The 23379-nt window shown below is 59.6% G+C and carries 27 protein-coding genes and 2 tRNA genes; 6 read left to right on the plus strand and 23 right to left on the minus strand.

From position 1 onward, the window contains the following. The first annotated feature begins 32 nt into the window (after positions 1-32). Positions 33-245, plus strand: a complete 213-nt coding sequence (locus HMPREF9697_RS08765; RefSeq protein WP_002716833.1) for a hypothetical protein — start codon at positions 33-35, stop codon at positions 243-245. 173 nt (positions 246-418) lie between these two features. On the opposite strand, the gene HMPREF9697_RS08770 is transcribed toward HMPREF9697_RS08765, so the two are convergent. The 4 genes from HMPREF9697_RS08770 to fliI all read right to left on the minus strand — a co-directional run bounded on the left by HMPREF9697_RS08770 (position 419) and on the right by fliI (position 3967). Then, positions 419-1396: an anti-sigma factor gene (locus tag HMPREF9697_RS08770; protein ID WP_002716834.1), complete on the minus strand. Its 978-nt coding sequence runs from the start codon at positions 1394-1396 to the stop codon at positions 419-421. Next, positions 1396-1941 carry a sigma-70 family RNA polymerase sigma factor gene (locus tag HMPREF9697_RS08775; protein ID WP_002716835.1) on the minus strand — a complete coding sequence of 182 codons (546 nt, stop codon included), beginning with the start codon at positions 1939-1941 and terminating at the stop codon, positions 1396-1398. Before HMPREF9697_RS08775 ends, HMPREF9697_RS08770 begins: the two co-directional genes overlap by 1 nt. A 174-nt stretch (positions 1942-2115) precedes the next feature. Continuing rightward, positions 2116-2535, minus strand: a complete 420-nt coding sequence (gene fliJ / locus HMPREF9697_RS08780; protein WP_002716836.1) for a flagellar export protein FliJ — start codon at positions 2533-2535, stop codon at positions 2116-2118. 106 nt (positions 2536-2641) lie between these two features. After that, the gene (fliI, locus tag HMPREF9697_RS08785; protein ID WP_002716837.1) at positions 2642-3967 is read right to left on the minus strand and encodes a flagellar protein export ATPase FliI; all 1326 of its coding nucleotides are present in this window, start codon (positions 3965-3967) and stop codon (positions 2642-2644) included. Positions 3968-4371: 404 nt separating this feature from the next. Here fliI and ctrA point away from each other — a divergent pair, with 404 nt between their 5' ends. Further along, a complete protein-coding gene (ctrA, locus tag HMPREF9697_RS08790) occupies positions 4372-5073 on the plus strand; it encodes a response regulator transcription factor CtrA (RefSeq protein WP_002716838.1) in 702 nt (233 codons plus the stop codon). A gap of 88 nt (positions 5074-5161) precedes the next feature. On the opposite strand, the gene HMPREF9697_RS08795 is transcribed toward ctrA, so the two are convergent. The 6 genes from HMPREF9697_RS08795 to chpT all read right to left on the minus strand — a co-directional run bounded on the left by HMPREF9697_RS08795 (position 5162) and on the right by chpT (position 11697). Further along, positions 5162-6034, minus strand: coding sequence for a CheR family methyltransferase (locus HMPREF9697_RS08795; protein ID WP_002716839.1), 873 nt, complete (start codon positions 6032-6034; stop codon positions 5162-5164). Further along, positions 6031-7185, minus strand: a complete 1155-nt coding sequence (locus tag HMPREF9697_RS08800) for a protein-glutamate methylesterase/protein-glutamine glutaminase (RefSeq protein ID WP_040307865.1) — start codon at positions 7183-7185, stop codon at positions 6031-6033. The genes HMPREF9697_RS08795 and HMPREF9697_RS08800 overlap by 4 nt, the downstream gene beginning before the upstream one ends. A 70-nt stretch (positions 7186-7255) precedes the next feature. Continuing rightward, positions 7256-7621, minus strand: a complete 366-nt coding sequence (locus HMPREF9697_RS08805; protein ID WP_002716841.1) for a response regulator — start codon at positions 7619-7621, stop codon at positions 7256-7258. Positions 7622-7658: 37 nt separating this feature from the next. Then, complete coding sequence (locus HMPREF9697_RS08810; protein ID WP_002716842.1) at positions 7659-8129, minus strand: chemotaxis protein CheW; 471 nt, start codon at positions 8127-8129, stop codon at positions 7659-7661. Between the two features lie 10 nt (positions 8130-8139). Beyond that, complete coding sequence (locus tag HMPREF9697_RS08815) at positions 8140-10878, minus strand: hybrid sensor histidine kinase/response regulator (protein ID WP_002716843.1); 2739 nt, start codon at positions 10876-10878, stop codon at positions 8140-8142. Between the two features lie 180 nt (positions 10879-11058). Beyond that, complete coding sequence (chpT, locus tag HMPREF9697_RS08820) at positions 11059-11697, minus strand: histidine phosphotransferase ChpT (RefSeq protein ID WP_002716844.1); 639 nt, start codon at positions 11695-11697, stop codon at positions 11059-11061. Between the two features lie 151 nt (positions 11698-11848). Between chpT and HMPREF9697_RS08825 the strand changes: the two genes are divergently transcribed. Next, positions 11849-12703: a 3'(2'),5'-bisphosphate nucleotidase CysQ family protein gene (locus HMPREF9697_RS08825; RefSeq protein WP_002716845.1), complete on the plus strand. Its 855-nt coding sequence runs from the start codon at positions 11849-11851 to the stop codon at positions 12701-12703. On the opposite strand, the gene HMPREF9697_RS08830 is transcribed toward HMPREF9697_RS08825, so the two are convergent. Beyond that, entirely contained in the window at positions 12697-13200 is a 504-nt protein-coding gene (locus tag HMPREF9697_RS08830) for a YHS domain-containing (seleno)protein (RefSeq protein WP_040307866.1), read from the minus strand. The two genes, HMPREF9697_RS08825 and HMPREF9697_RS08830, sit on opposite strands and share 7 nt — an antisense overlap. Before the next feature lie 113 nt (positions 13201-13313). On the opposite strand from HMPREF9697_RS08830, the gene HMPREF9697_RS08835 reads away from it, so the two are divergent. From HMPREF9697_RS08835 to HMPREF9697_RS08845, 3 genes are all read left to right on the plus strand, one after another. After that, positions 13314-13886: a DUF1134 domain-containing protein gene (locus tag HMPREF9697_RS08835; protein ID WP_002716847.1), complete on the plus strand. Its 573-nt coding sequence runs from the start codon at positions 13314-13316 to the stop codon at positions 13884-13886. A gap of 125 nt (positions 13887-14011) precedes the next feature. Further along, positions 14012-15178 (plus strand): coiled-coil domain-containing protein, encoded by a 1167-nt coding sequence (locus HMPREF9697_RS08840; RefSeq protein WP_002716848.1) that lies wholly within the window; start codon positions 14012-14014, stop codon positions 15176-15178. A gap of 78 nt (positions 15179-15256) precedes the next feature. Then, a tRNA-Val gene (locus tag HMPREF9697_RS08845) sits at positions 15257-15331 on the plus strand. Between the two features lie 664 nt (positions 15332-15995). Here HMPREF9697_RS08845 and HMPREF9697_RS08855 read toward each other — a convergent pair. From HMPREF9697_RS08855 to HMPREF9697_RS08915, 12 genes are all read right to left on the minus strand, one after another. Continuing rightward, positions 15996-16068, minus strand: a tRNA-Thr gene (locus HMPREF9697_RS08855). 147 nt (positions 16069-16215) lie between these two features. Beyond that, on the minus strand, positions 16216-16584 hold the full coding sequence (locus tag HMPREF9697_RS08860) for a hypothetical protein (RefSeq protein ID WP_002716850.1): 369 nt from the start codon (positions 16582-16584) through the stop codon (positions 16216-16218). A gap of 239 nt (positions 16585-16823) precedes the next feature. After that, the gene (locus HMPREF9697_RS08870) at positions 16824-17327 is read right to left on the minus strand and encodes a hypothetical protein (protein WP_002716852.1); all 504 of its coding nucleotides are present in this window, start codon (positions 17325-17327) and stop codon (positions 16824-16826) included. Between the two features lie 76 nt (positions 17328-17403). Beyond that, on the minus strand, positions 17404-18060 hold the full coding sequence (locus HMPREF9697_RS20110) for a hypothetical protein (RefSeq protein WP_002716853.1): 657 nt from the start codon (positions 18058-18060) through the stop codon (positions 17404-17406). A gap of 1 nt (position 18061) precedes the next feature. Further along, entirely contained in the window at positions 18062-18349 is a 288-nt protein-coding gene (locus HMPREF9697_RS08880) for a hypothetical protein (protein WP_002716854.1), read from the minus strand. Between the two features lie 1038 nt (positions 18350-19387). Beyond that, the gene (locus tag HMPREF9697_RS20865) at positions 19388-19597 is read right to left on the minus strand and encodes a hypothetical protein (RefSeq protein ID WP_147293883.1); all 210 of its coding nucleotides are present in this window, start codon (positions 19595-19597) and stop codon (positions 19388-19390) included. Beyond that, positions 19594-20829, minus strand: a complete 1236-nt coding sequence (locus HMPREF9697_RS08890; protein ID WP_002716858.1) for a helix-turn-helix domain-containing protein — start codon at positions 20827-20829, stop codon at positions 19594-19596. The genes HMPREF9697_RS20865 and HMPREF9697_RS08890 overlap by 4 nt, the downstream gene beginning before the upstream one ends. 86 nt (positions 20830-20915) lie before the next feature. Then, entirely contained in the window at positions 20916-21269 is a 354-nt protein-coding gene (locus tag HMPREF9697_RS08895) for a septal ring lytic transglycosylase RlpA family protein (protein ID WP_040308186.1), read from the minus strand. A gap of 76 nt (positions 21270-21345) precedes the next feature. Continuing rightward, positions 21346-21645: a hypothetical protein gene (locus HMPREF9697_RS08900; protein WP_002716860.1), complete on the minus strand. Its 300-nt coding sequence runs from the start codon at positions 21643-21645 to the stop codon at positions 21346-21348. A gap of 277 nt (positions 21646-21922) precedes the next feature. Then, a complete protein-coding gene (locus HMPREF9697_RS08905; RefSeq protein ID WP_002716861.1) occupies positions 21923-22339 on the minus strand; it encodes a hypothetical protein in 417 nt (138 codons plus the stop codon). Between the two features lie 130 nt (positions 22340-22469). Further along, positions 22470-23015: a glycoside hydrolase family protein gene (locus tag HMPREF9697_RS08910; RefSeq protein WP_002716862.1), complete on the minus strand. Its 546-nt coding sequence runs from the start codon at positions 23013-23015 to the stop codon at positions 22470-22472. Continuing rightward, positions 23012-23227, minus strand: a complete 216-nt coding sequence (locus tag HMPREF9697_RS08915; protein WP_002716863.1) for a DUF7940 domain-containing protein — start codon at positions 23225-23227, stop codon at positions 23012-23014. Before HMPREF9697_RS08915 ends, HMPREF9697_RS08910 begins: the two co-directional genes overlap by 4 nt. Positions 23228-23379 lie beyond the last annotated feature (152 nt).

Below are 23379 nucleotides of genomic sequence, written 5' to 3' on the forward strand. Positions count from 1 at the left end.
CCAGAACGTAGCTAAAACGTGAGGGAGGCGACATGAACCATTCATTGTACAGCGCTGACCGCATGACCCACCTCAAGATCGTGGTGGTAGCGCTGGTTGCTGCAATTGGCATCGCTGGCCTTGGGATTTCGGCACGTCTTAGCGCCGGTGACGGCGCGATGCAGACGGCGCGCGCAACGACGCCGGTTCTCAAAGCCAGCCACACCATGATGGTTTCCGACTCCGAGCAGCAGGTGATCCGCTGATGTGAATTTCAGGAATTCATAAGGCTCTCTTCCCCGCCCCCCGAAGTCGCCTTGTGAATATCTTCCGGGACATCTCATCCCCAGTGAACCCGGACAAAAAGCGCCCGTCTCCCCCACGGGCGTTTTTTGCTGTCTGGGTCCCGGAAATGCGGAGGCAGAGAAAGCCGCTCACGTCAGCGCGACGGCACACTCTCGTAGAGTTTTCCCGCCCACAGCGGTTGAGCCGTTGGCTTGCCGCTTGTCGAACCGCCCTTGGCCTCGACCGTGACCGCATAGATCGAGTTGTTGATGGCTGCAGCGTCAACATTGGCGAGGCCGCCGCCCACAGTAAATTCGCCATCGATCACGCCGATAGAGCGTGGCTCTCCGAGTTTGCTCGGCACGATCCAGAGTTCATAGCTCTTGTCGGCTGCGGGCGGCGGCCCGACACGGCGCACCGTATAACGCCGCGTGGTGGCATCGACGGTCAGAATGAAGCCCGGATCGCGTGCGTCCGATTGCAATGCCGCCACCCACTGCGCGGCCGCTGGCGGCGGAGGAATCCTGACCTCTACCGTGCGAACTTCCGGTTTCATCCGCAACGCCGCCGGCAGCGCGGACGGACGATAGACCTGCAACGCGATCACGCCCGCGAGCACCGCCGCGACCGCGCTCATGATGAGACCAAAAACGTTGCCGCCCTTCGCGGGCGAGGACTCTTTCGCAGACGAGAGTTCGGCGTCCGCGGGTGTCACGACCGGAGTGATATCTTCGGCGACAGGGTCCAGCTCCGGCGCCGCCGTCGACGTTTCCGGCAGCGCGGCCGGGATTGTACCCTGCGCGGAAGATGCATTAAGCGCGGACGTCATTTCCTGCGTGACTGGATCGACCGGCGCAGCCGGCGTTCCTTCGCTCTCGTTCTTGACGGGAGCAGCGTGCGCCGATTGCGAAAGGGCGACAGCTTCCCTGATCCGACCCCACAACTCGGCGGGCGGCTCGACCGAGGACACCATCTGATGCAGCGGCGCCAGCTTGTGCTCCCATGCCTGCACGAGCGCAAGAAAGCCGGGATCGACGATCAGCATCGTCTCGACCAGCGCACGTTCGTCCGCATCAAGGGTGCCGAGCGCATATTCGGCGGCGAGCGCTATATGGTCGTCGCTGTATGCCATCACGCAAGTCCAAGACAGGTTCGAATGTCGAGCAGGCTGCGGCGCAACCAGGTTTTGACATCGCCAAGCTGGGCATTGAATTTGGCCGCAAGCTGCTGACGATTCCAGCCGTTGTAATAAGCGAGCAGCACGAGCTTCTGCCGCTCGGGCTCAAGCTGGCCGACGCATTCCAGAAGCGCCTTCAACTCATCCGTCATTTCCCGGCGCGCCAAAGGTGTGGGCGTGTCGGAAGCGTCCGCGAAGCTTGCAGCATTCTCAGGCGGCGCATCAGCCCGTTTGCGCACGATGTCGATGGCGCGATTTCTCACGATCGCCACCATCCACGCGAGTGGCGAAGCGTTGCCGGGCTGATACTGCCCGGCCTCCTTCCATATCTTGACGTAGGCGTCCTGAAGGACTTCCTCCGCGAGCGCCTGATCGCGCACTATGCGCAGTACGACGCCGAACAGCTTTGCGCGAGTCGCCTCATACAGCGCTTCGAAAGCAGCCTGATCGCCTCGGGCAACCGAGGCCAGCAACCAAACCAACTGGGCCGGCGTCAGCATTGTAGGTCCCCAACAAACCGCTGCCCCCGGCAGCACCCCGTGCCTTTATGCCAGCCTGGGCGAAAGCTGTAAAACGCGACGTCGCGCCGCCCCTATCGCCGGATGCCGGCAGACAGCAAAAAGCCCGGACCTTTCGGGCCGGGCTTTTTGAAACCGTTCGAAGATCGTCGGGGATCAGGCGACCGCGCCGATCCGCGCGCGCATCAAGCCGATGCTGTCGAGATCGGCCTGCTCGCGGGCGCTCTCCTCGGCGCGTTCACGGGCCTGATCGCGCTCGTCCAGAAGCTCGACCTTCTTCAATTCCTCGAAAGCGTCAGCCAAGTGCGCCTTCGCTTCTTCAAGCTGCCCGCGCAATTCGTCCGCGGAGCGGGTCAGGTTCTCGCGGCGCTGGATCGCGGCCTTGGCATAGGTCGGATAGGCAAAGTGGGCCGGATCCTGAATGCCTGCGCGATCCTGCTCGGTCTGGATTTCGCGTTCGAGGTCGACCGACATTCGCTGGAATTCCGCGATCATGGTCTCGATCTGAGCAACCCGGCGACGCTTCTCGTCGACCTGAAATTTCTTCAGACGGATAAGCGTTTCACGTGACTTCATCGACTCGTACTCCCCAGAAGTCCCAGTATCAAAACGGGACAGGACCGGCTCCCCGACTGGGCCCCACCGGCGAACAACAGACGGCGTGGATCATGGCCTGACAAAGTTAGCTTTCCGTTTCCACAGAAGCGAGGATTTGCTGCAGTTGCCGGTAGCCGGCCTCCAGTCCGGTCGCCTCACTCTTGCCCTGGCGGAGGAAGTTCTCGAGCGGTTCGTGCAGGCGGATCGCCTCGTCCACCTCGGCGCTCGAACCGGCGCGATAGGCTCCGAGCCGGATCAACTCCTCCATATCCGCATAGGTCGCCATCACCTGACGGCCCCGCATGATGATCGGCAGGAATTCCGGATTGGCCGATTTCGGCATGGTCCGGGAGACGGATTTGAGGATGTTGATCGCGGGATAGCGCCCGCGCTCAGCGATGGCGCGCTCCATGACGATATGTCCGTCGAGAATGCCGCGCACCGCATCCGCCACCGGCTCATTATGATCGTCGCCGTCCACCAGCACCGTGAAGATGCCGGTGATGGTGCCCTCGCCCAGCCCCGGCCCCGCCCGCTCCAGAAGCTTCGGCAGTTCGGTGAAAACGGTCGGCGTGTAGCCCTTGGCAGTCGGCGGCTCGCCTGCGGACAGGCCGATCTCGCGCTGCGCCATGGCAAAGCGCGTCACCGAATCCATCAGGCACAGCACACTCTGGCCTTCATCGCGGAAATACTCGGAGATCGCGAGCGTCAGATAAGCCGCCTGCCGCCGCATCAAAGCGGGCTCGTCAGAGGTCGCGACTACGACGACCGAGCGCGCGAGCCCCTCCTCGCCGAGATCGTCCTGCAGAAACTCCTGCACCTCGCGGCCGCGTTCGCCGACAAGGCCGATCACCGAAATGTCGGCATCGACGTTGCGGGCAAGCATCGACAGCAGCACTGATTTGCCGACACCCGAGCCCGCGAAGATACCCATGCGCTGGCCGCTGCAGCAGGTCAGAAAGGTGTTGAGCGCGCGCACGCCGAGATCGAGCGGCTGCCCCACTCGCTTTCTTGAATGAGCGGGCGGCGGCAGGTTCCGGAACGGCATAGGCGACGGACCCTGCGGGATCGGCCCCTTGCCGTCGATCGGCTCTCCCATCGCATTGACGACGCGGCCAAGCCACCCCTCACACGGCCTCACCTGACTCGCCGCATTGGCGATCACCGCGCGGCAGCCGCGCCGGACACCATCGAGGCCCGCGAACGGCATCAGCACCGCATTGTTGCCGGTGAAGCCAATTACCTCGCAGGGAATGTCACGATCGCCGCCGGTTTCGATCACGACCCGTGCGCCGACCGACATCGCATGAATGGGACCTGCGACTTCGACCATCAACCCGCGCACGCCCACGACGCGGCCATAAATATTGACGGCGTCGATATCGCCGATCTGTTCAGCCAGAGCCTTCACTGCAAGCCTCGCGTCACCGGAACGCCTTCTTCATTTCAAAAAGCTTAAGTTTCCACGGCGTGGTTGCGTGTCCTTAACTCTGTGTTTACCCGCATCGTTAATGATTGCGTCACTGTCTTTGGTAACTGACAGCGGCTCGACCTTCAGAACGGAGGGCCGAATCGCGGGAGGCGGTCAGGCCCGACTCCTAAACGGAACTTGAACTTGCATGGGTACGAAAAGCCGCTTCTCTGCAACATCTTAAGTCGATTCGGCATAATTTGCACGAATAGAGCTTGCAGGCACGAATCAGCTTTTGTTAACCATGTCTCGTCAGGATTCGAATCAGTTGTGCAAAGGCGTTCCAGTGCCGCGAGTTGTGCGGCCGACCTGACGCCCGGAGTGGCGACTATTAGGGGACTGGCATGCGCGTATTGCTGATAGAAGATGACAGCGCCACTGCGCAGTCGATCGAGCTGATGCTCAAATCCGAGAGCTTCAACGTCTACACGACGGATCTCGGAGAAGAAGGCGTCGATCTCGGCAAGCTGTACGATTACGACATCATCCTGCTCGACCTCAATCTGCCCGACATGTCGGGCTACGAGGTGCTCAAGCAGCTTCGGGTTTCCAAGATCAAGACCCCGATCCTGATCCTGTCCGGCCTTGCCGGCATCGAGGACAAGGTGAAGGGTCTCGGCGTAGGCGCCGACGACTACATGACCAAGCCGTTCCACAAGGACGAACTGGTCGCCCGCATCCACGCCATCGTGCGCCGCTCGAAGGGCCATGCCCAGTCGGTGATCCAGACTGGCGACCTGATCGTCAACCTCGACACCAAGACTGTCGAAGTCGGCGGCCAGCGCGTGCACCTGACCGGCAAGGAATATCAGATGCTGGAGCTGCTCTCGCTCCGCAAGGGCACCACGCTCACCAAGGAAATGTTCCTCAACCATCTCTACGGCGGGATGGACGAGCCGGAACTCAAGATCATCGACGTGTTCATCTGCAAGCTGCGCAAGAAGCTCGCCAACGCGTCGGAAGGCCGCAACTTCATCGAGACCGTCTGGGGCCGCGGCTATGTGCTGCGCGAACCGAGCGAGGACGAAGCGCGCATCCCGGCCTGAGACTTCGCTTCATAGATTGCAAAAAAACCCCGCCAGTGGCGGGGTTTTTTATTGCGACCGGCAGACCGGCAACCGAACCTAATCAGGCTTATCGCGCAGCCATCGTCGCCCGGAAACCACCTGCCCCCATGGCGGGCGCGATCGAGGGCGATGCAACCTTCGGAAGATACACGCCGCGGCGCTGCTGGCAGGGACGATAGGCGTCCGTGAGCCCAACCACCGTTTCGGCCGCACCGAGGAAGAGATAGCCGTCCGGCTCGTTCACCTTCATCATCCGGTTGAGGACGTCGGCCTTGGTCGTCTGGTCAAAATAGATCAGCACGTTCCGGCAGAAGATCACGTCGAACTTGCCGAGGCTCGAGAAGTCGTTGAGCAGATTGAGCGGCCTGAACTGCACCATGGCGCGGATATCGGCATTGATCTGCCAGGTCTCGCCGATCTGCTTGAAGTGGGTGACAAGTTTCTGGATCGGCAGACCGCGCTGGACTTCGAACTGACTGTAGATGCCGCTCTTGCACTTCTCGAGCACTTCCTGCGAGAGATCCGTCGCGACGATTTCCACCCGCCAGCCGGACAGCATCTGAGCGAAATCCTTCAGGATCATCGCCAGCGAATAGGGCTCCTGCCCGGTCGAGGCTGCCGCGCACCAGATACGAAGATTCTTGCGATTGGCCCGCGCCTTGATGAGTTCGGGCAGAACGCTGTCCTTGAAATGATCGAACGGAATCTTGTCGCGGAAAAAGAACGTCTCGTTGGTGGTCATCGCCTCGACCACGTCGCAGATCGTGTTTTCCACGCCGCGCCGCAGTTCGGCGACAAGTTCACCCAGGCTACCCAGATTCGCCCTGCGCACGAGCGGCATGAGACGGCTTTCGATCAGGTACTGCTTGTCGTCTGACAAAACGAGGCCGGATCGTTCCTTCAGGAGCTTGCGCAGAAAATCGTATTCAGCCTGAATCACGAGAAATCTCCTGAAAGGATTTTTTGTATTTTTTGGCCGATCTGATTGAGCGGCAAGACCGCGGAACAGATGCCGGCCTGCGCGGCCGCACCCGGCATTCCCCACACCACCGATGTCGCTTCGTCTTGCGCGATTACGTTGCCGCCGGCGGTGACGATGTCCCTACCGCCGCGCATGCCATCGGACCCCATACCCGTAAGGATGACCGCCAGCAGATCGCCCTTCCAGACATCGATCGCCGACATGAAAAGAGGGTCCACCGCAGGACGGCAGAAATTGATTTGGGGGCCGTCATCGAGCGAGATCGCGACATTGCCGCCCTGACGCCCCACGCGCATGTGCAGCCCGCCCGGTGCGATATAGATATTGCCCTGCCTGACGACCTGCCCGTTCGTCCCCTCATACGTCGGCCGGGCACTGACGCGGCCGACATGCTGGGCGAGAATAGTGGTGAAGGTCGGCGGCATGTGCTGGGTAATCAGGACAGGCACCCTGTCGACGATCGGTGCCAACTCGGCGGCGAGCGTGGTCAACGCCTGGGGCCCGCCGGTCGAGGAGCCGATCAAAAGCGCCTTCGGTCTCACGTTATTGAATGGACGCAGCGAAAACTTCGTCGGCGCGTGATGAAGCGGTGCCGCCACCGCGGCTGGCTGCAGCGAAGCGGCAGGTGCCAGCGGCGGGCTCGGCACGCGGCGACGCACAAGGCGCGCCGTGAGGTGACGAATCTTCTGCACCAGTTCGTGCCGGAAGGTATCCGCGCCGCCCAGATGATTGCTTTCCGGCTTCGGAATGTAGTCGGAGGCACCGAGCGACAGCGCCTTAAGGCTGATCTCGGCGTTCCGCAGCGTCAATGTCGAGGCCATGATGACGACAAGGTCGCGCTTCTTCGCCAGCAGCAGCGGAAGTGCAGTGATGCCGTCCATATCCGGCATCTCGATGTCGAGGATCACGGCGTCGGGATTGATCCGCTCGATCTGATTGACCGCATCGAGGCCAGTGCGACACGAGGCCACCACCACCATGTCGGTCTCGGCTTCGATCCAACGCGTGATGATGCCGCGAATGATGGCTGAATCATCAACCACCATGATTCGAATGCGCTCGCCACTCATTGAGACGGGATGAGAGGCGGGTGCCAGATCGATACTCATTCAATTACCAAATTTGCTTTCTGCCAGAGGCAGGAGGAAACGATATCGATCCGGCCGACGTCGTCGACTCTTAAATCAGGCCGACTTCCTGAAACTTCGCGGTGACGATTTCCTTGTCGAACGGCTTCATAATGTACTCGTTCGCGCCTGCATGAAGCGCGCGCGCGATATGAGCGACATCGTTCTCCGTGGTGCAGAAAACCACCTTGGGCTTTTCGCCGTTCGGCATCATGCGCAGGTTGCGCAGAAATTCATGGCCATCCATCACCGGCATATTCCAGTCGAGCAGCACGGCGTCGGGAAGACCGCGCTTGCAAACTTCCATCGCCTTCTCGCCGTCTTCGGCTTCGATGATTTCGAAGTTCAGGCCTTCCAGGATTCGGCGCGCGACCTTGCGGATCACGCTGGAATCATCAACGACGAGACATGTTTTCATGCTGACCTCTATTTTCAAATGCTGACCTGACGGGCTCTCAAGCCGCCATCATGTCAGGAGCAATCTCCAGTACCCGGTCGATATCGAGCACCACCATCAACTGGCCGTCGAGCCGATGGATGCCACCCGCCACTTTCTCCATGCCGCGATCGAGATTGACCGGATTCATCTCCCGGCTGTCGTCGGACAACTTCATGACTTCCCCGATCGAATCGATCAGCAGTCCATAGGACTCGCCGCGATGATCGACGCCGATCGCCATCGGCGGCCGGCCATCCTCGATTTTCGGCAGACCGAGGCGCGCACGCATGTCGATCGCGGTGACGATCCGGCCGCGCAGGTTGAGAACGCCTGCGATATCGTCGGAAGCGAGCGGCACGCGGGTCAGCCGCTCGGGCATGAACACGTCCTGCACACGAGAGATCGGCAGGCCGAACAATTGGCCGCCGATCATAGCGGTGACGTACTCGGTGATGTGGCCGTCGGTTTTCTGAACTTGCTGGTCCATCTCGCTATCCTTATGCCGCGCGGTGATCGCGAGCGGCCTGTTCCTTCAACGCCGCGATCAGACCAGGCCGGTCGAACTTCGCGACATAATCGTGGAAACCGACCTGGCGGCCCCGTTCGATCGCGGCTGGAGAAACCAGCGACGACAGCGCGATGATCGGGGTTTCGTTGTTGCGCTGGTCGGCGCGAACGGCCTCGGCGAATTCGAAGCCGTTCATTTCCGGCATCTCAATGTCGGTGAGGATGACGTTGAACTGCTTGCCGCCGCGCAGGATATTCAAGCCCTCGCTCGCATTGGTCGCGGTCTGGACGCTGTAGCCCGCTGCTTTCAGGACCGGCGCCAGCATGTTGCGGAAGAAGGCCGAGTCGTCCACCAGGAGAATCTCCTGGGTCAGGCTCGAGCGCTGCATGTCCTTGCGGGTGAACCAATCGGCGAAAGCCATCGGCAGGAAGTGACCAACATCGATCACTTCGGTCGCCTGCCCCTTGATGACGGCGGAACCGAGCAGACCTTCCTGTGCGCTCGCGACTTCGATGTTGAGGCTTTCCTCGACAATGTCGACGATCTCGTCGACCACCAGACCCATGGAACGGCCATCATCGACGAACACCAGGATCGGCTGCACGCCCTCGTTACGAACCGTAACGCCTTCCATGCTGACGAGCGGCATCAGATGGTCGCGATACTGCACCATGTGGCGGCCGTTGGAGAACTCGATCTTCTCCGCCGCGATTTCCTCGAGACGTGTGACGAGCGCCAGCGGCACGGCCTTCGGCTGAGTGTTACCGGCATGGAAGACGAGCAGCGAGGTGAGCTGTTCGGAACCGGCGACACGCGCGGCCGCGTTCTCGTCCATCATATCGCTCTGTGCCGACATCGAGTTGCCGACCGACTGCGAGATGCCGTTCGGATCGATAATCATGATGACGGCGCCATCGCCAAGAATGGTGTTGCCGGAGAACATGTTGATGTGGCGCAGCTTGGTCGACATCGGCTTGACGACGATTTCTTCGGTGTGGAAGACGCCGTCGACCACGATGCCGAAGGTCTGGCTGCCGACCTGCATCACAACGATGAAGCCGTTTTCCGGATCGATCTCCTGACCATCATCGATCTTGAGAAGCTTGCGCAGGTGCAGAAGCGGCAACAGCTTGTTGCGGAGCCGCAGCACCGGCGTGTCCTTGATGCGCTCGATCCGATGATCCGAATTGGCGCGCGCGCGCACCAGTTCGACCACCGCAATCTGCGGAATCGCAAACCGTTCGCCCGCCGATTCCACGATCAGCGCGGAAACGATGGCAAGCGTCAGCGGAATCTTGATGGTGAAGGACGACCCCTCGCCTGGCACCGACTTGACGTCGATGGTGCCGCCGATCTGATCGATGTTGGTACGCACCACGTCCATGCCAACGCCGCGACCGGACACGCTGGTAACAGCCGCTGCTGTTGAGAAGCCCGGCGCAAAGATGAACTTGTGAATCTGAGCTTCGCTCATCTTCTCAAGCTCAGCTTCGGTGACGATGCCGTTCTGCAGCGCCTTCTGCTTGATACGTTCGGTGTTAAGCCCCTGACCGTTGTCGGCGATGCAAATGATGATGTGGCCGCCTTCATGATAGGCGGAGACGCGAATGGTACCGACTTCGGGCTTGCCCGCGGCAACACGCGCGGCGGTGCTTTCCAGACCGTGGTCGGCCGAGTTGCGCACCATATGCGTCAGCGGATCCTTGATGAGGTCGAGCACCTGGCGGTCGAGTTCGGTGTCGGCGCCATGCATCTCGAGTTCAATCTGCTTGCCGAGTTCGGCCGACAGGTCGCGTACAATGCGCGGCAGCTTCTGCCAGGCGTTGCCGATTGGCTGCATGCGCGTCTTCATGACGCCTTCCTGCAGTTCGGCAGTAACATTGGAGAGGCGCTGCAGCGGCACCTTGAATTCGTTCTCCTCGTGACGGCGGCTGATTTCCAGCAACTGGTTGCGGGTCAGCACCAGCTCGGACACCATCGTCATCAGATGTTCGAGCGCGTCGACGTTGACGCGGATCGACTGCGCCGAGACCTTGTCGGCCTCGGTTGCTTCACCCTCGCCGCCTGCCTTACGTGCGGCCGGTTTTGCAGCGGGCTTCGCGGCTGGCTTGGACGCGGGGGCTACCGCAGCAGGTGCCGGCGCAGCAGCCGCAACAGGGGCCGCAACAGGGGCCGCCACCGTCTCGACTGCGGTTTCGCGGAATGCGCGCTCCAGTTCATCGAGCGAGACCTCGCCGGGGCGCAATGCGCGCTCCAAGGTCTGCTCCACCAGCGTGCCTTGCGCCGCGCCACCGGAAGAGGCCGCAGGAGGAGAAGCAGCAGGCGCAGGCGCGCTGCTCTCCATCGAAGCCATGCCGACTTCGACCATCTTCTCCAGTGCGCCGATCAGATCAGGGTCGGAGCCTTCCGGCTCGGCCTCGCTGGATTCGAGTTCGCCCAAGATGTCCTTGATGCGATCGATAGTGTTGAGGATCAGCGACACGGCTTCGCCGGTCACCGGCATGCCATCGCGGAATTTGCCCATCAGGGTTTCGGCCGCGTGGGCCAGCGCCTCGAGGCGCGGCAGGCCGAGAAAGCCGCACGTCCCTTTGATGGTGTGAACAAGCCGGAAAATATTATCCAGGATCTTCGCGTTATTCGGATCCTGTTCAAAACGAACCAATTGGTTATCGACGGTATCGAGGCTCTCGTTCGTTTCCGTCAGGAACTCACGCAACATATCATCCATGAAACAACCCAGCCCTGGAGCGGAGGCGCACAGATGCGCCATCCAAGTCTGCGCAGTTTCAACGGAAAGCGTTTAATAATGGTGAGCAAAAGGTATTTTTGTTTTGGCGCTTTGCGCGGACCGCCTGCGGCATCGATGCGCGCAGGCGGGAAAGGGTTCGTTAAGATTTGAACGCCGCCCTTACGAAGTCGCGACGACGACCGCGCCTTCTTCCTTGGTCAGTCCGACCTTGAAGCCGCAGGCCTGCGCGAGCAGCGCCGTATAATAAGGCTGCACCGCATGCGCGGTGATGGAGGCCGCATTCTCGAGGTTGAGTTGATCGGCGATGCTGTGCGGCTCGCGCGCATTCTGTCCAACCGCGCGGATGCAGAATCCCATCGTGTCGCCCTCGCCGATCGGATCGATCACCAGTTCGCCACCGCGCGGGATCGCCTGCTGGGCGATGACCAGCATGTTGAGGAGCAACTTGACGCGGTTCTTCGCCAGCAGCATGTGCGGCAGATTCCAGGTCAGCTTGGTCTTGTTGTCCTCGAGATGGCCCCGCGCCACCTTCTGCGCGTCGCCGAGGTCGATCTGCGTTCCGGCGGAGCCCGCCGCGCCATAGGCGATACGGCAGAACTGCAGCCGCGCCGAGGTGCTGACTGCGCTCTTGCGGATCAGGTCGAGCGCGAATTCCTTGTCTTCGGCCTTGTTGCTCGAATCCATGACCTCCAGGCCGTTGACGATGGCGCCGACCGGATTGATGAGATCGTGGCAAACCCTTGAGGACAGCAACGCAGCAAGATCGAGAGCATCGGGAGCGCCGGAGGTACCTGACATGGAAATTTTCCTGCTGTGGTTTGGTGTGTGATAAGGATCCGCTGCTGCGATATCCGCAGCCGAATCACGCCGGACCGTGATTTGATACACCGCGAAGCCTGCCGCGGCCACACAGGCCAGCGACGAACCACGGCAGGCCAGGAAAGAGATTGTGGCTGAAGGGGTTACCCTCGCCGGCGAAAACGCCCTGACGTTGATGGAGCCGCTCACAAAGCTCGCCGTCGAGGCGGGCGCGGCGATCCTTGCGATCAACCGCAAAACCATGGGGCTCGGCAGAAAAATCGACGGCTCGGTGGTGAGCGACGCCGATAAGCTTGCCGATGCCATCATCGCCGAAGGGCTCGCGAAACTCGCGCCAGCTATTCCCGTGCTCTCGGAAGAACGCACCCATCTGGCGGCGCGACCCTACCGCGACAGCTTCTTCCTGATCGATCCTCTGGACGGGACGCGTGAATTCATCACCGGAACCGATGAGTTCACCGTCAACATCGCCCTCGTCACGCGCGGCGAGCCCGTGCTCGGCATTGTCGTCGCACCCGCGCTCGGCACCGTCTGGCGGGGAATCATTGGTATCGGCGCCGAACGCCTGCCTGTGACCGAGAACGCCACGGTTTATGGCGCTCCCACGCCGATCCGAACGCGTCCTCATCCCGGTCCCGGCGCGCCATGGATTGTCAGTGTCAGCCGTTCGCACGGTGATCCTCGCACAGAGGCCTTCATCGCCGAGCGTCCCGGCGCGATCCGGCAGGTTCTCGGCTCCGCAATCAAGTTCTGCCGCGTGGCCGAGGGCGGCGCTGACATCTATCCCCGGCTCTCACCCACCAGCGAATGGGACGTGGCCGCAGGCCACGCCATCGTCACCGCCGCAGGCGGCCTCGTCACCAGCGGTCTTGGCGAACTCCTGAAGTTTGGTGAGGATCACGAGGACTTCCTCGTTCATGACTTTATCGCCTGGGGTGACCCGCAGGCGGCTTGCCGCAATAAGGCTCAGACGCCGGGTCAGTAATCGGCGAGGGTCTTGCTCAGGGTCGGCCATTTGTCGGCCGCCTCGGCAAGCCTGGAAGGGTCGGCCGCGAAGGCATCGCGATTCTCGTTCCGACTGAACAGATAAAGGCGCTGGCCTGAGACGAGCCAAATCACCGGCTGACCAGCGACGATCCGGCCATCGGCGAGATCGACAGGATCGTAGCCTCCGAATTGCGGGCCGTAGATGTCCGGGGCCGACAGAAAGATCTCCCGATCCCGTTCATCGGAGAAGCGCCAGATCGCGCCGCCCTGATACGTCTCGATCCCGGCCTTACCCGTGACAGGCCGGGACTGGAGGAAATAGCCCACCGGGTCGTAACCATCGATCGCAAGGCCGGTGTGATGGTTCGTCACCACCCGCTCGGTCGAGGCCGCCCACACCCCTGGGAGCCCCATGAGTACAAATACGGCCAAAATACCTGCCAGGATCAGGCCTTTTCGGCTCCGCCCTTTATTTTCCTGCCGCCATGCCGTCATAGTTCCTGCCGATAAAGTTCGAGTCGCGCGAGTTTAAGACCTGCCCTGTCAGCAAGCCGTTAAGCTGGGATCAGGCCTTGCTTGCTTTACCAGTGCTTCTCCGGGGGTCTTTCATGAATTTCGCTCTGCGTTGTGCAGCCCTGCTTGTCGCAGCGGCGATCTCGTTCTCCACGCCCGCCTCGGCGCAACAGGGGCAGCGCTCCGATTCCTACCGGTCCGATGAACTGGTCGTCGCGGGCCATCGCTTTTTCGGCAATGTCTCGCGCGGTCTCGCCTCGGTCATTGAGCGGGCAATCAGCCGCTGGGGCCTGCCGAACGGCTACGTGCTCGGCGAAGAGGGCGCGGGCGCATTCGTCGCCGGTCTTCGGTACGGCGAGGGCACCCTCTACACCAAGAACGCCGGCGACCTGAAAGTGTACTGGCAAGGCCCCTCGGTCGGCTTCGACTGGGGCGGCGACGGCGCGCGGACGATGATGCTGGTCTACAACCTGCCTGCCACCTCCGCGATCTACCAGCGTTTCGCTGGCATCGACGGCTCGGCCTATGTGATCGGCGGTTTCGGCATGACCGCGCTCACCGCGAACCACATCGTGCTGGTCCCGATCCGGGCGGGCGTCGGCCTGCGCCTCGGCGCGAGCGTCGGCTATCTGAAATTCACCCCCCGCGCGACCTGGAACCCCTTCTGAGGGGTCCTCGTACCACTTTCGGACGCCGCTGCGTGTTTCACGCCGGCCGGTCGATCTGCTAGTTTCTGCGCGTTTTCTGGCCGCGACCGGAGCAAGAGTCCGGCCATCCTTGCGGGAGTTGCCATATGGTTGAACCGATCATGTATCTGGCGATCGGTTTTCTGATCTCGATGCTATGCGGGCTGATGATCATGCCGCTGGTGCACAATCGCGCGGTGCGGCTAACGACGCGACGGCTCGAGGCTGCTGCGCCGCTGTCGATGGCCGAAATTCAAGCCGACAAGGACCAGTTGCGCGCCGAATTCGCGATGTCGGCCCGCAAGCTCGAAATGAGCGTTGAGCAACTCAAGGCCAAGACCACCAGCCAGCAGGCCGAACTCGGAAAGAAGACAGACGCCATCAACCGCCTGAAAATGGAACTCGGCGAGAAAAGCGCCGCGATCTTCACGCTGGAGACGCGCCAGAAAGCGCTGAGCGAACAGCTTCACGCCACCGAGAAGGAATTCGCTCTCAAGACCGACAGCCTGCACGATGCTGAACAGGCGCTGCGCGAGAAGCAGGTCGAACTGACGAAACTCTCCGGCGAATTGTCCGACCGCTCGCAGACGGCGGAAGCGCGGCAAGCCGAACTCATCGCTGTGCGCGCAGAAATCGAAACGCTGCAGGCGCGCGTCTCCCATGCTGAACAGGAACACACCGAGGCCCGCGCCCGCCTCGACGATCAGCGCGGCCAATCAGAAACAGCGAGCCGCGAGCTGACCGATGCCCGCACGCATGCCGAAAGCCTGACCGGCCGCCTCGGCGAGCTTGACGGACAGTTGATGACACAGTCCCAGAAAGCCGAAACGCTAGCCAAGCGCGTCGAGGAACTGGAATCCCGCCTCGTGACACAGGACAAGGTTCTCCTCCAGCGTGAGCAGGACAACAACGAACTGCGCAAGCAGATCGAAGCCGCCAACGACGAACGTGCGACACTCAAGCGCGAACTGGCAGCCGCCAAACAGCAAGCTGACACCGCGGCTGCGGAAGAACAGCAGGAAAACGGATTGCTACGTGAGCGCATCAACGCCATCGCCGCAGAGGTCGCGGGACTGGCGGGCAAACTCGAAGGTCCGGATTCGCCGATCCAGAAAATCCTTGCGTCCGAAAGCGGAGCGGCACCCGCGATCAGCGCCATCGTCAATGGTGACACCGCAAAGGGCGCATCCGGAGCGCAGGGCAGCCTCGCCCAGCGTATCCGCGCGCTGCAGGAAGTGCAGGCAGCGCGCATCGGAAAATCCCGACAGGCCTGAATTCATCCGATCGGAGCTTGACACCTTGGCCATGAGCTTCGTAAATCGCGGCCTTCACGGTCTCGCGAAGGCCGTCCCGGGCGCATAGCTCAGCGGGAGAGCGTTCCCTTCACACGGGAGAGGTCCAAGGTTCGATCCCTTGTGCGCCCACCATCTAAGTAATTGAAATTGCTACATCTACGTAAATGCCTCTGCATGTATGTTGTGCGCCTGCGGGCAGCACAGAGCGCGAACATGTGTGCATATCTGTGCAATTTGCGTGCAGTCTGTTCTTATGATGTTCTACCCCCATGCACCGCTTCCGTCACCCCAAGCCATGGCGCAAGAAGCCCGCCGCGTTTCTGCGGTACTGGGACGGCAAGCCAGATCCACGCGGACCAGCGAAAACGATCCTGGTCTATTGCGTCGGGCGACCAGGCAAGAAGTGCGGCCATAGCGCCAAGCTGAAGATCGCTGACCTCCCACCTTGGACTTGGGCCGAAATATCGGCGCACCTCCGCTGCACGGAGTGCGGCGCCGTTGGCTGGGTGGATCTGCGGGCTGACTGGCCGAAGGTGCCGATGGGGGTGGGCGCGGCACACTATAAGCCGTAGGCATAAAGAACCCGCCCAGCCGTGACGCTGAGCGGGTTCTTTTGTGAGTGGTCCAGATTGAGCGGAGAGGCCCGACGTCGCATCTGCTTGGCAGATTATCGGGTATCACTGGACGGTCCACGCATCGCCCTTACGGGCACTCTCGCCCCTTGCCGCACGGTTTATCAGTCCGCCGCAGGGGTATCTTGTCCGAAGTTTGTATACATTCTTCGGACAGTAGTCGGAGCCGCCTGCCGGAGTCGAACCAGCAACCTTCGCACTACAAATGCACTGCTCTGCCAATTGAGCTAAGGCGGCGTGAAAAACGATCACTCGTTATGAAAAACAATCATTATTGCGTATCTCAGATACGCAATAGTCAATGGTTCATATAGTGGCCGTTAATCGTCGTGGCTGCCTGTAATGGTTATTATAATAGCCGCTACCGTTCACCGTGCTGTGCCGCTACGCGGCGGCAGCAATGTCCGAAGAATGCAGGCTGGTTTCGGACGCCTCAACTTGCGTAGAGGTGGGTGGACCCGAATCCAGCGCGGAACGCAAACCTGCAAGAGCGTCCTGCGCCTCGCAGAATTTGCCAGCGGTCTTCCTCCATAGATCAGAATAACCCTTGGCGAGGTCCTGCCACTGAACACGGTCCCGCGCCAGAGTATTGAAATCTTCCGTTAGCTTGTTGTTTAGCTCGGTGAGGCGCGTAATTTCGTCAGCAATGCGAGCTAGGCACCGAGCATCAATATTATTGACGACGCCCTTACCGCCCTTGGAGGCCAGATCACGCAACCATGCGATTGTTTGTTCGGCAATTATTTCAGACACTATCGCGCTCTTTCACCAAGGGGCGGAAACTCTTTGGGCGACACGGTACCGCCCGATGCTGGCCGGATCATCTTCAAGATTTGCATCGCCATATCTTCGGCCGCTGCCGATGGCTGACTCCACCCCATAGCAGAGAAGCCTCGGATCAGGACGTATTGCAGCGACGGGGCAATACTGCCATCGCAGGGATTGATTGAGACATCGAGAATCATAGGTACAAGGTCTGGGCGCGTCATGCTTCAAAAATCCTTGTTGCAACCGATCATCGGGCAATCAAAAACGGGCGGGTTGGCGGCAGAACAATCACCGCCGCATTTTGGGCATTGCTCATGCGCGATGTCTTCCGCGTCCTCGCGGAGATATCCGGCCGCAACAAGACGGTTAACTGCACCGCTAAGGCTCAGACCGTTTGACCGCTCCTGATCGACAACCCGCCAAACGGTAGCGCCGTCCGCTGCATCATCGTCGGGGTCAAGACCGCGACGGGCGCACTCCTTACGCGCCAAAAGCTCGCGACTTAAACATTCTATCTCTTTTGCTGCGCGCTCGAAAAGCGGGGATTGCACAAAGCAATCCTCCACGCTTGTGTGATCAACGGCACGTAATGATGCAACGAGGCCGTTGCGAATGCTAAGGTCTGTCATGTTGGCTCCCATTGTTTCAGGAACGTCCTCGTAGATGGCATAAGCCCTCGGCGCTAATTCACCGCCAGTTACTCTGTAACCCACCATTCTTTTTGCCATCACCGTTCCCTAGCAATAAGTGCCGACCCAACACGCCGCGCTATAACGTCCAAGCAGTCGCCGTTATGCAATTCACTCACGCCGCCGCTCCTGCGCAAGCTGGTGCGGGAGGAATATAGCCTTGGCCGTATTCAGCCATTTCCTTCTCTCTTTGCTCCCTCATCCAAGCCACCGCCCCGGCCAGATAGTTGATCGCCCCAAGGCACTCGGCTTCGGCCGCGTCCAATTCGCCACGCTCAATCATGCCAGCCGCCTCACCCGCCTTCTTGATGGCCTGCCCCAAAGGAAAGCCGTGGCCGACAAGGCGGGTCGTTTCAAGCATGGGCTGTTTGTCGAAAGGCAGGTTGCGCGCGTGGCGCTCCTTGCCTTTGCCGGTTGCGGCGTGATTGAAGGCCGCGTTGAGGATGGTGCGGATGGTGGTGTAGTTGTCGTTGGCTGGTTGCTGGTGGCGCCATGCAATACTGCCAAAGGTACGCGGAACTTTTGAAGGATCGCAGGTATCAGTGGTCGAGTAATCTGTAGGAGCGGCTGGCTTGCCTTCTGTTGGCGACCACTCTGATGGCGGCATTACTGCTGTGATGTGAGAGTCCTTCACATGAACAGTATATCCAGACGTCTCCACCCCACTCTCCTCCAAGCCAGGCACCGCACAATCATTGCTGCGCTGCGCGGCAGCAATGCGTGAGGCGATTTCGGCGGCCGGACCGTATGTGTCTTTCCTTACTGCCGACATCTTAAACCGCCTCCATCTCTTTCTTGCTTTCACCGCGCACCACCGGCTTGAACCGCCACGACGCAAAGCTCTTTTCCGTGTCAACAATCTCCGCACCAACCCGGTAAGGCAGGCGGTCGTTGCGGATTTCCTGCAAGAGCAAGCCTTCAACGCCGAAGTGGTCAATTACAACGTCGCGTACGGTGTAGGTCTGCCCTATTTTGGGATACACCTCGTCGCCGTAGCCGAGCGTGCCAAGGTTGGTGTCGTCGACAAAGACGACGGGGTCACCTGGGTTGTAGTAGGTCATCGCAATAACAGGCTCCCAGCCAGAGCGACAAGACCGATAATTGGCGGCACGAATAGCGCGGCATATCGTTCCATCACGCAGACTCCGCAACTTGCGTAGCGGAGGGCCATGCCGTCAAACAAGTCGATAACTCCCTGACGTGTTCAGAAATGTATAATCCGCACTTGCGTTTTTCTGCCTCATTCACCAAGGCCCGAATTCGTAGTAAAGCATCTGGCGCACTAAGCCCAACATGCTCGTGTCTGATTGGTAATCGCGTTATCGCCTTCCTTGCATCCCATTTCATCACAGCTACCCTCAATAAAACGCCTTCAAATCCCAGCCGTGTGTGCGACACACAACAGCCGCCAACTTCCTAAACGCTGCATTATGAACATTCGGATCGCTGCTTTTGCTTTCCATGCCAGTCTGCCTCAAGTGTACGTGTATAAGCTCGTGACCAACCTTCTCAATAAGCGTTGACGTGTGCCCAATCGAGGCCGACGAAACTTCGATCGTGTGACCACCATCCCAGATGTATCGTGCGAAAACGTCACGCCGCTTGGTTACGCGAAACGTTACATCTTCGCTGTCCGGTAGATTCCAGCCTGAATACGGGGGCGTCAGTACGAGATAATCATACGCCGCCGCAACCGTTTCTGGTGTGAGCGGAAGGTGGGTCATGGTGCGAGGCGGTAGCCGAGATAACCCAAAGCGACTAGTGGCCAAATAAAGCAGCCCATGGCAGCGCCGGCATCATCGGCCATTTTCACTAGCACACCAAATGAAATGGGAATGCCGACGACGTAAATCCAAAATGCTATTACCGACAACATCACACCACCCCCAACTTCACCGCAGGCTGCCCACCAACAACTGTCAATTCAATGCAGCCGCCCATGTTGAGTGCGCCAAGTTCGTCTTTACTCAGCACCCACCGCGAGGTGCAGGTATCGTCGGTGCGGAGGACGGGCAAGCCATCGCACTTGCCGTGCTTGGACTCGTCCCAACCGTGAGGCGGGAGATAATTTACGTTCGCTTCTGGGAATGCGATTGGTGTCAAGCTGCACCTACTTGCGTGGGTGCAGGCACGCGACCACGGCCCTTGCAGCATTCGCACGGAACTGAATTTTTAATCCATTCATCCCGCTCCTCCATTAACTCACGAGACGTTTTTAACTCCAACACGCCGCTGCATCCTTCTGGAAATGTTGGCATCGGCTCGGGCGCTAGATAGCGAAACATATTGTCGTCTTTAATCTCACTCACGCCGCCCTCTCCTCTGCATCCAACATCGCAACACGCACACGGCTGATTTCACCGTAGTTTTGATGGTAAGTAATCGTCTGCAACGATCGGCCCGAAAGAAAACCAGAACCAAAATGCCATGCGTCCTGCGGGATCGGTGCTTGATGCGATTCCATAATTACGCCGCCACCCTCGGTTGCAAACTTAGATTGGTGATGAATATGGAATCCGTGAGCGTACCGGAACTTCGTCGCTCCCCAATCTTCAGCGCGACGGTGTGCCATGATCTGTGGCATGTCTTTCAACTTGGCTTCGTGGCCGTGCGTGGCCGCCAGTAGCACCTTGCCAAACCGATGATAGAAGAACAGCGACTGGTCTAAGTCGACTTCAACGCGAGGCTCGTTGCGATACCAAGCCCTCAAGAACCATGCGATTGCTGGCGCGGTTTCTTCGTCGTGATTACCCTTGAGATTGCGAACAATCACCCGTCTGTTACGACGTAGCGCGGCGTCAACCGTGCGCACCATAAGATTGCCGGCGGCCTCGACGATTTTTTGATGGCGCCCGTCAACGTCAAGCTGATTGGCAGATCTTGATGTCTGGTTTCTGTTGTTATCTGCGTGGGTTAGATCGCCGCCACCCAACACAATGGCCGTTCCGCTGGCCGGTGAGCGTTCAATGGCGTCTTCAATACCATCTCCAATCGAACGCTCCGCGATTTTCAAATCCCAGTTGGTATTTGTCTCACGTTCCCATGCGAACATTCCGACATGCCAGTCATTGCAAGGCACCAGCGTTAGAAGGTCCGTGTCTGTAACTGCCGGACATTTTACTGGCTTGGCTGAAGGCTCGTAATTCTCGAAACGCTTTGCCAGAATGTCTGCAACATCGAGCGCAGACGGTTCCTCTCGCGTCTTCACCCACTTCTGAATCAACCGGCCTTCAGCATCGATCAGCGCGGACTCGCCCTTGATCGAGTGCCCATCTGGAACGGCGTATTCCTCGCCATGCTCCCTGACCTGCTTCGTCCAACTTCCGTCAGCAGCCTTGCTGGCGATCGACTTTAGGACGTACCCTGGCTTGGTTTCTTCAGGACCAAGCATCCCCCGCTCAGCAGCCCTACGCAGCCTGTTCTGTACGGTGCTGCGCGCAAGCCCTAACAAGTTAGCCGTGCGGCTTTGATCGCGCTCGCAGCCCTCGTATGCGGTAATGGTGGCCTTCAAAACTTCATCAGAAATATCAGGCGTAGGCATCAGTTCACCGCCATTTTGGGAAAAGGAAGTACGCCGCAATAAGCACAAGCATGATCGCTCCTATCGTGTTGACGGCGGTGTATGGATCAATCATCGATTGTCACCTGCCCCGTGCCGCCCAAGCCGATAGCGCGCGCCGCGCCGTAAGACAGATCGATGCACCGGCCACGCACGAACGGGCCGCGATCGTTCACGCGAACCGTGACGCAGCCGCGATGACACACCCGCAACCGCGTCCCGAACGGCAACGTCCTGTGCGCCGCGGTCATGGCGGACGGCTTCATGCGCTCGCCGGAAGCCGTCCGTTTGCCGCCATAGCCGTCACCAACGCCGTAATGCGAGGCGATGCAGCTACGCGCCGATACTGGCACAACCGGTAAAACTGCCAGTAAACCAATGAAAATTAAGAGAATTTTTCTCAAAACGGCAAAACCCCACATGTCCAGATAAAGACAAATACGGCTGGCAAACGGAATCTCCCGCGCCAGCCGCAAATAAATTTTTGGGGTGTTTTGCCTAGCCCGGAGGCTTAGGCAGAAAATGTAGGAATAGGCTATCAAGGCGGTCACCGAGCCGGTTAATGGCGTCGGTGACCTCCTTCATAGCGTCCCGGCTGACGTACTCCGCAGCAACATGTTCTTTATGCGCGTTGAGGTCTTGGCAGACCGTCGTGGCTTTTGCGGAAGCGTTGGCGGCCAGTATCGCCGCAGCTTCGATCTTTCCGTCCTGTTTGGTGAGGCGACTCGACAGACGCCACACCCAGCCGCCGATTAAACCGATTGCCGCGATGATGGCGGCTGCTGTGATTTCCATCATTAGCGCCACCCAGCACGCAGTTTATCGTACCAACTCAAAAAGCGATTCCCGCAACGCTGCATGACGACGGTCTGTACCCGGTCATCCTTCCAAAGCTCCTCAACCTCAGCAGCAGTCAGAGCCTTATTGGGGATGGCTACAGGACCGTGACGAAAGCACGCCTGAATATCGGCTGGCACTGGTGGGAGTTGACCAGGTGCATCTGCCGGGCACCCACCAAGAAGCACGCCGCACAACAATAGCGCGCACGTTGTTGCCGACAGCGAAACAACTCTGTTCATTTAATTTTCCCAATTCGTGCGGCTGCGTCCGCATCTAACGCAGGCGCGTCGTTCTTCGGAGTTTCCTTCGCCGACTTTCGAAGTTCGGTGACGTAGTTGTCGTCTTCGATTGCTTGTCCAGCCTCGTGCTCGTTGGCTGAGTTCACGGCGTCAGCGCGGCGCTCAAGAAGTTCAATCCGGTCACGCGCCTGTTGAAGGCTGTAATGATCGCTCATAGCGCGGACGCCGATAAGCAAGCACAGCAGCCCTGTTGCCAATAGCGATACAAGCTTCGCGACTGGAACGTATTGCCCCAGCACTGGAAACCATTTCAGAAGCGGGAAATATCCAACGACCAGTGCTGCAAGCAGGACCAATCCGATTGCGCAGAGCAGCCAGTACGACGTGACGATTGCGATAATGACTGACGTCATCTAGCGAGGACTCCAGATTGATATAACGAGAATAAAAACTACAATCGCCGCAGCGATGCCGATCGGACCGAGGAACATAGCGCGCTCCCCGTACTGGATGGTTCTGCTGGCGGCGCAGGCATGGTGACAATCATTCGAAGTCGCCCTCCTTCACACCCTGCAAGCAAAGCTCACGCTCGGATACGCGAGGGTCGCCACGCAGGCCGCTGCGGCGCGCAATCAAGCCCTTGCGGATTTGTCCATCGGAGCGGATGTACCATCCAGCGAAGGCATTGCAGCCCGCTTCATAGTCACCCTCGTTCATGCGGACCATCATCGGAGAGCGGCACACAGCAGCGATCCCGGCGTTATAGGCGCCATCGACGAGAGCGGCCCAGATCTTCACCGGGAAGATGCGCGTGGCGCACTTGGCTACGCCATTCACGTAATGAGGGAGGCTTTTCTTGATCGCCTCGTCGCACTCAACCTTCGTGAACCGTTGCCCAACGCGCACATCGCCAAACTCATCCGTCTGACCGTAGCAGTATGTCACCGGATGTCCGGTCCCGATCGCATCGCGGCGGGCAACCTTGTCCATGCCTTCCCAGCTTGTGGTGACTGGAATAACTGCACCAATAATTGCAGCCATAAGTGCCGCGGAAATCACTACGCCCTTTTTTGCGACGGGGCGGCTCATTGCTCAGTCCCCGGCTGCTTTAGCAAACGAGCAACGCCGAACGAAAAGATGATGAGGAAGCCAATGCCGAAGAAAATCGGCGCCGGAATGCTTCCGGCCAGTCCAAGCCAAAGAGCCGCAACCGTTCCTACGGCTGTCCAGAAAATGGCCACCCGCATAGACCAAAGGCGCTTGGCCTCGGCCCACACGTTAGGGATAAATCGAATAGACATAGCTCTCCGAGGCGGTTAACCGCGGCTGAAATGTGGATTTTGGGAGTTCGCTCGGGGCGATAAATGCGCTAGAGTTGCGTCAGCGCTCAGAAAGGTAATGTAATGGTTGTTTTACAGGTTACCCTCGCGGCTTTCTTGATCTTGGTCATAGC

The organism is Afipia felis ATCC 53690, assembly GCF_000314735.2.
GTDB lineage: Bacteria > Pseudomonadota > Alphaproteobacteria > Rhizobiales > Xanthobacteraceae > Afipia > Afipia felis.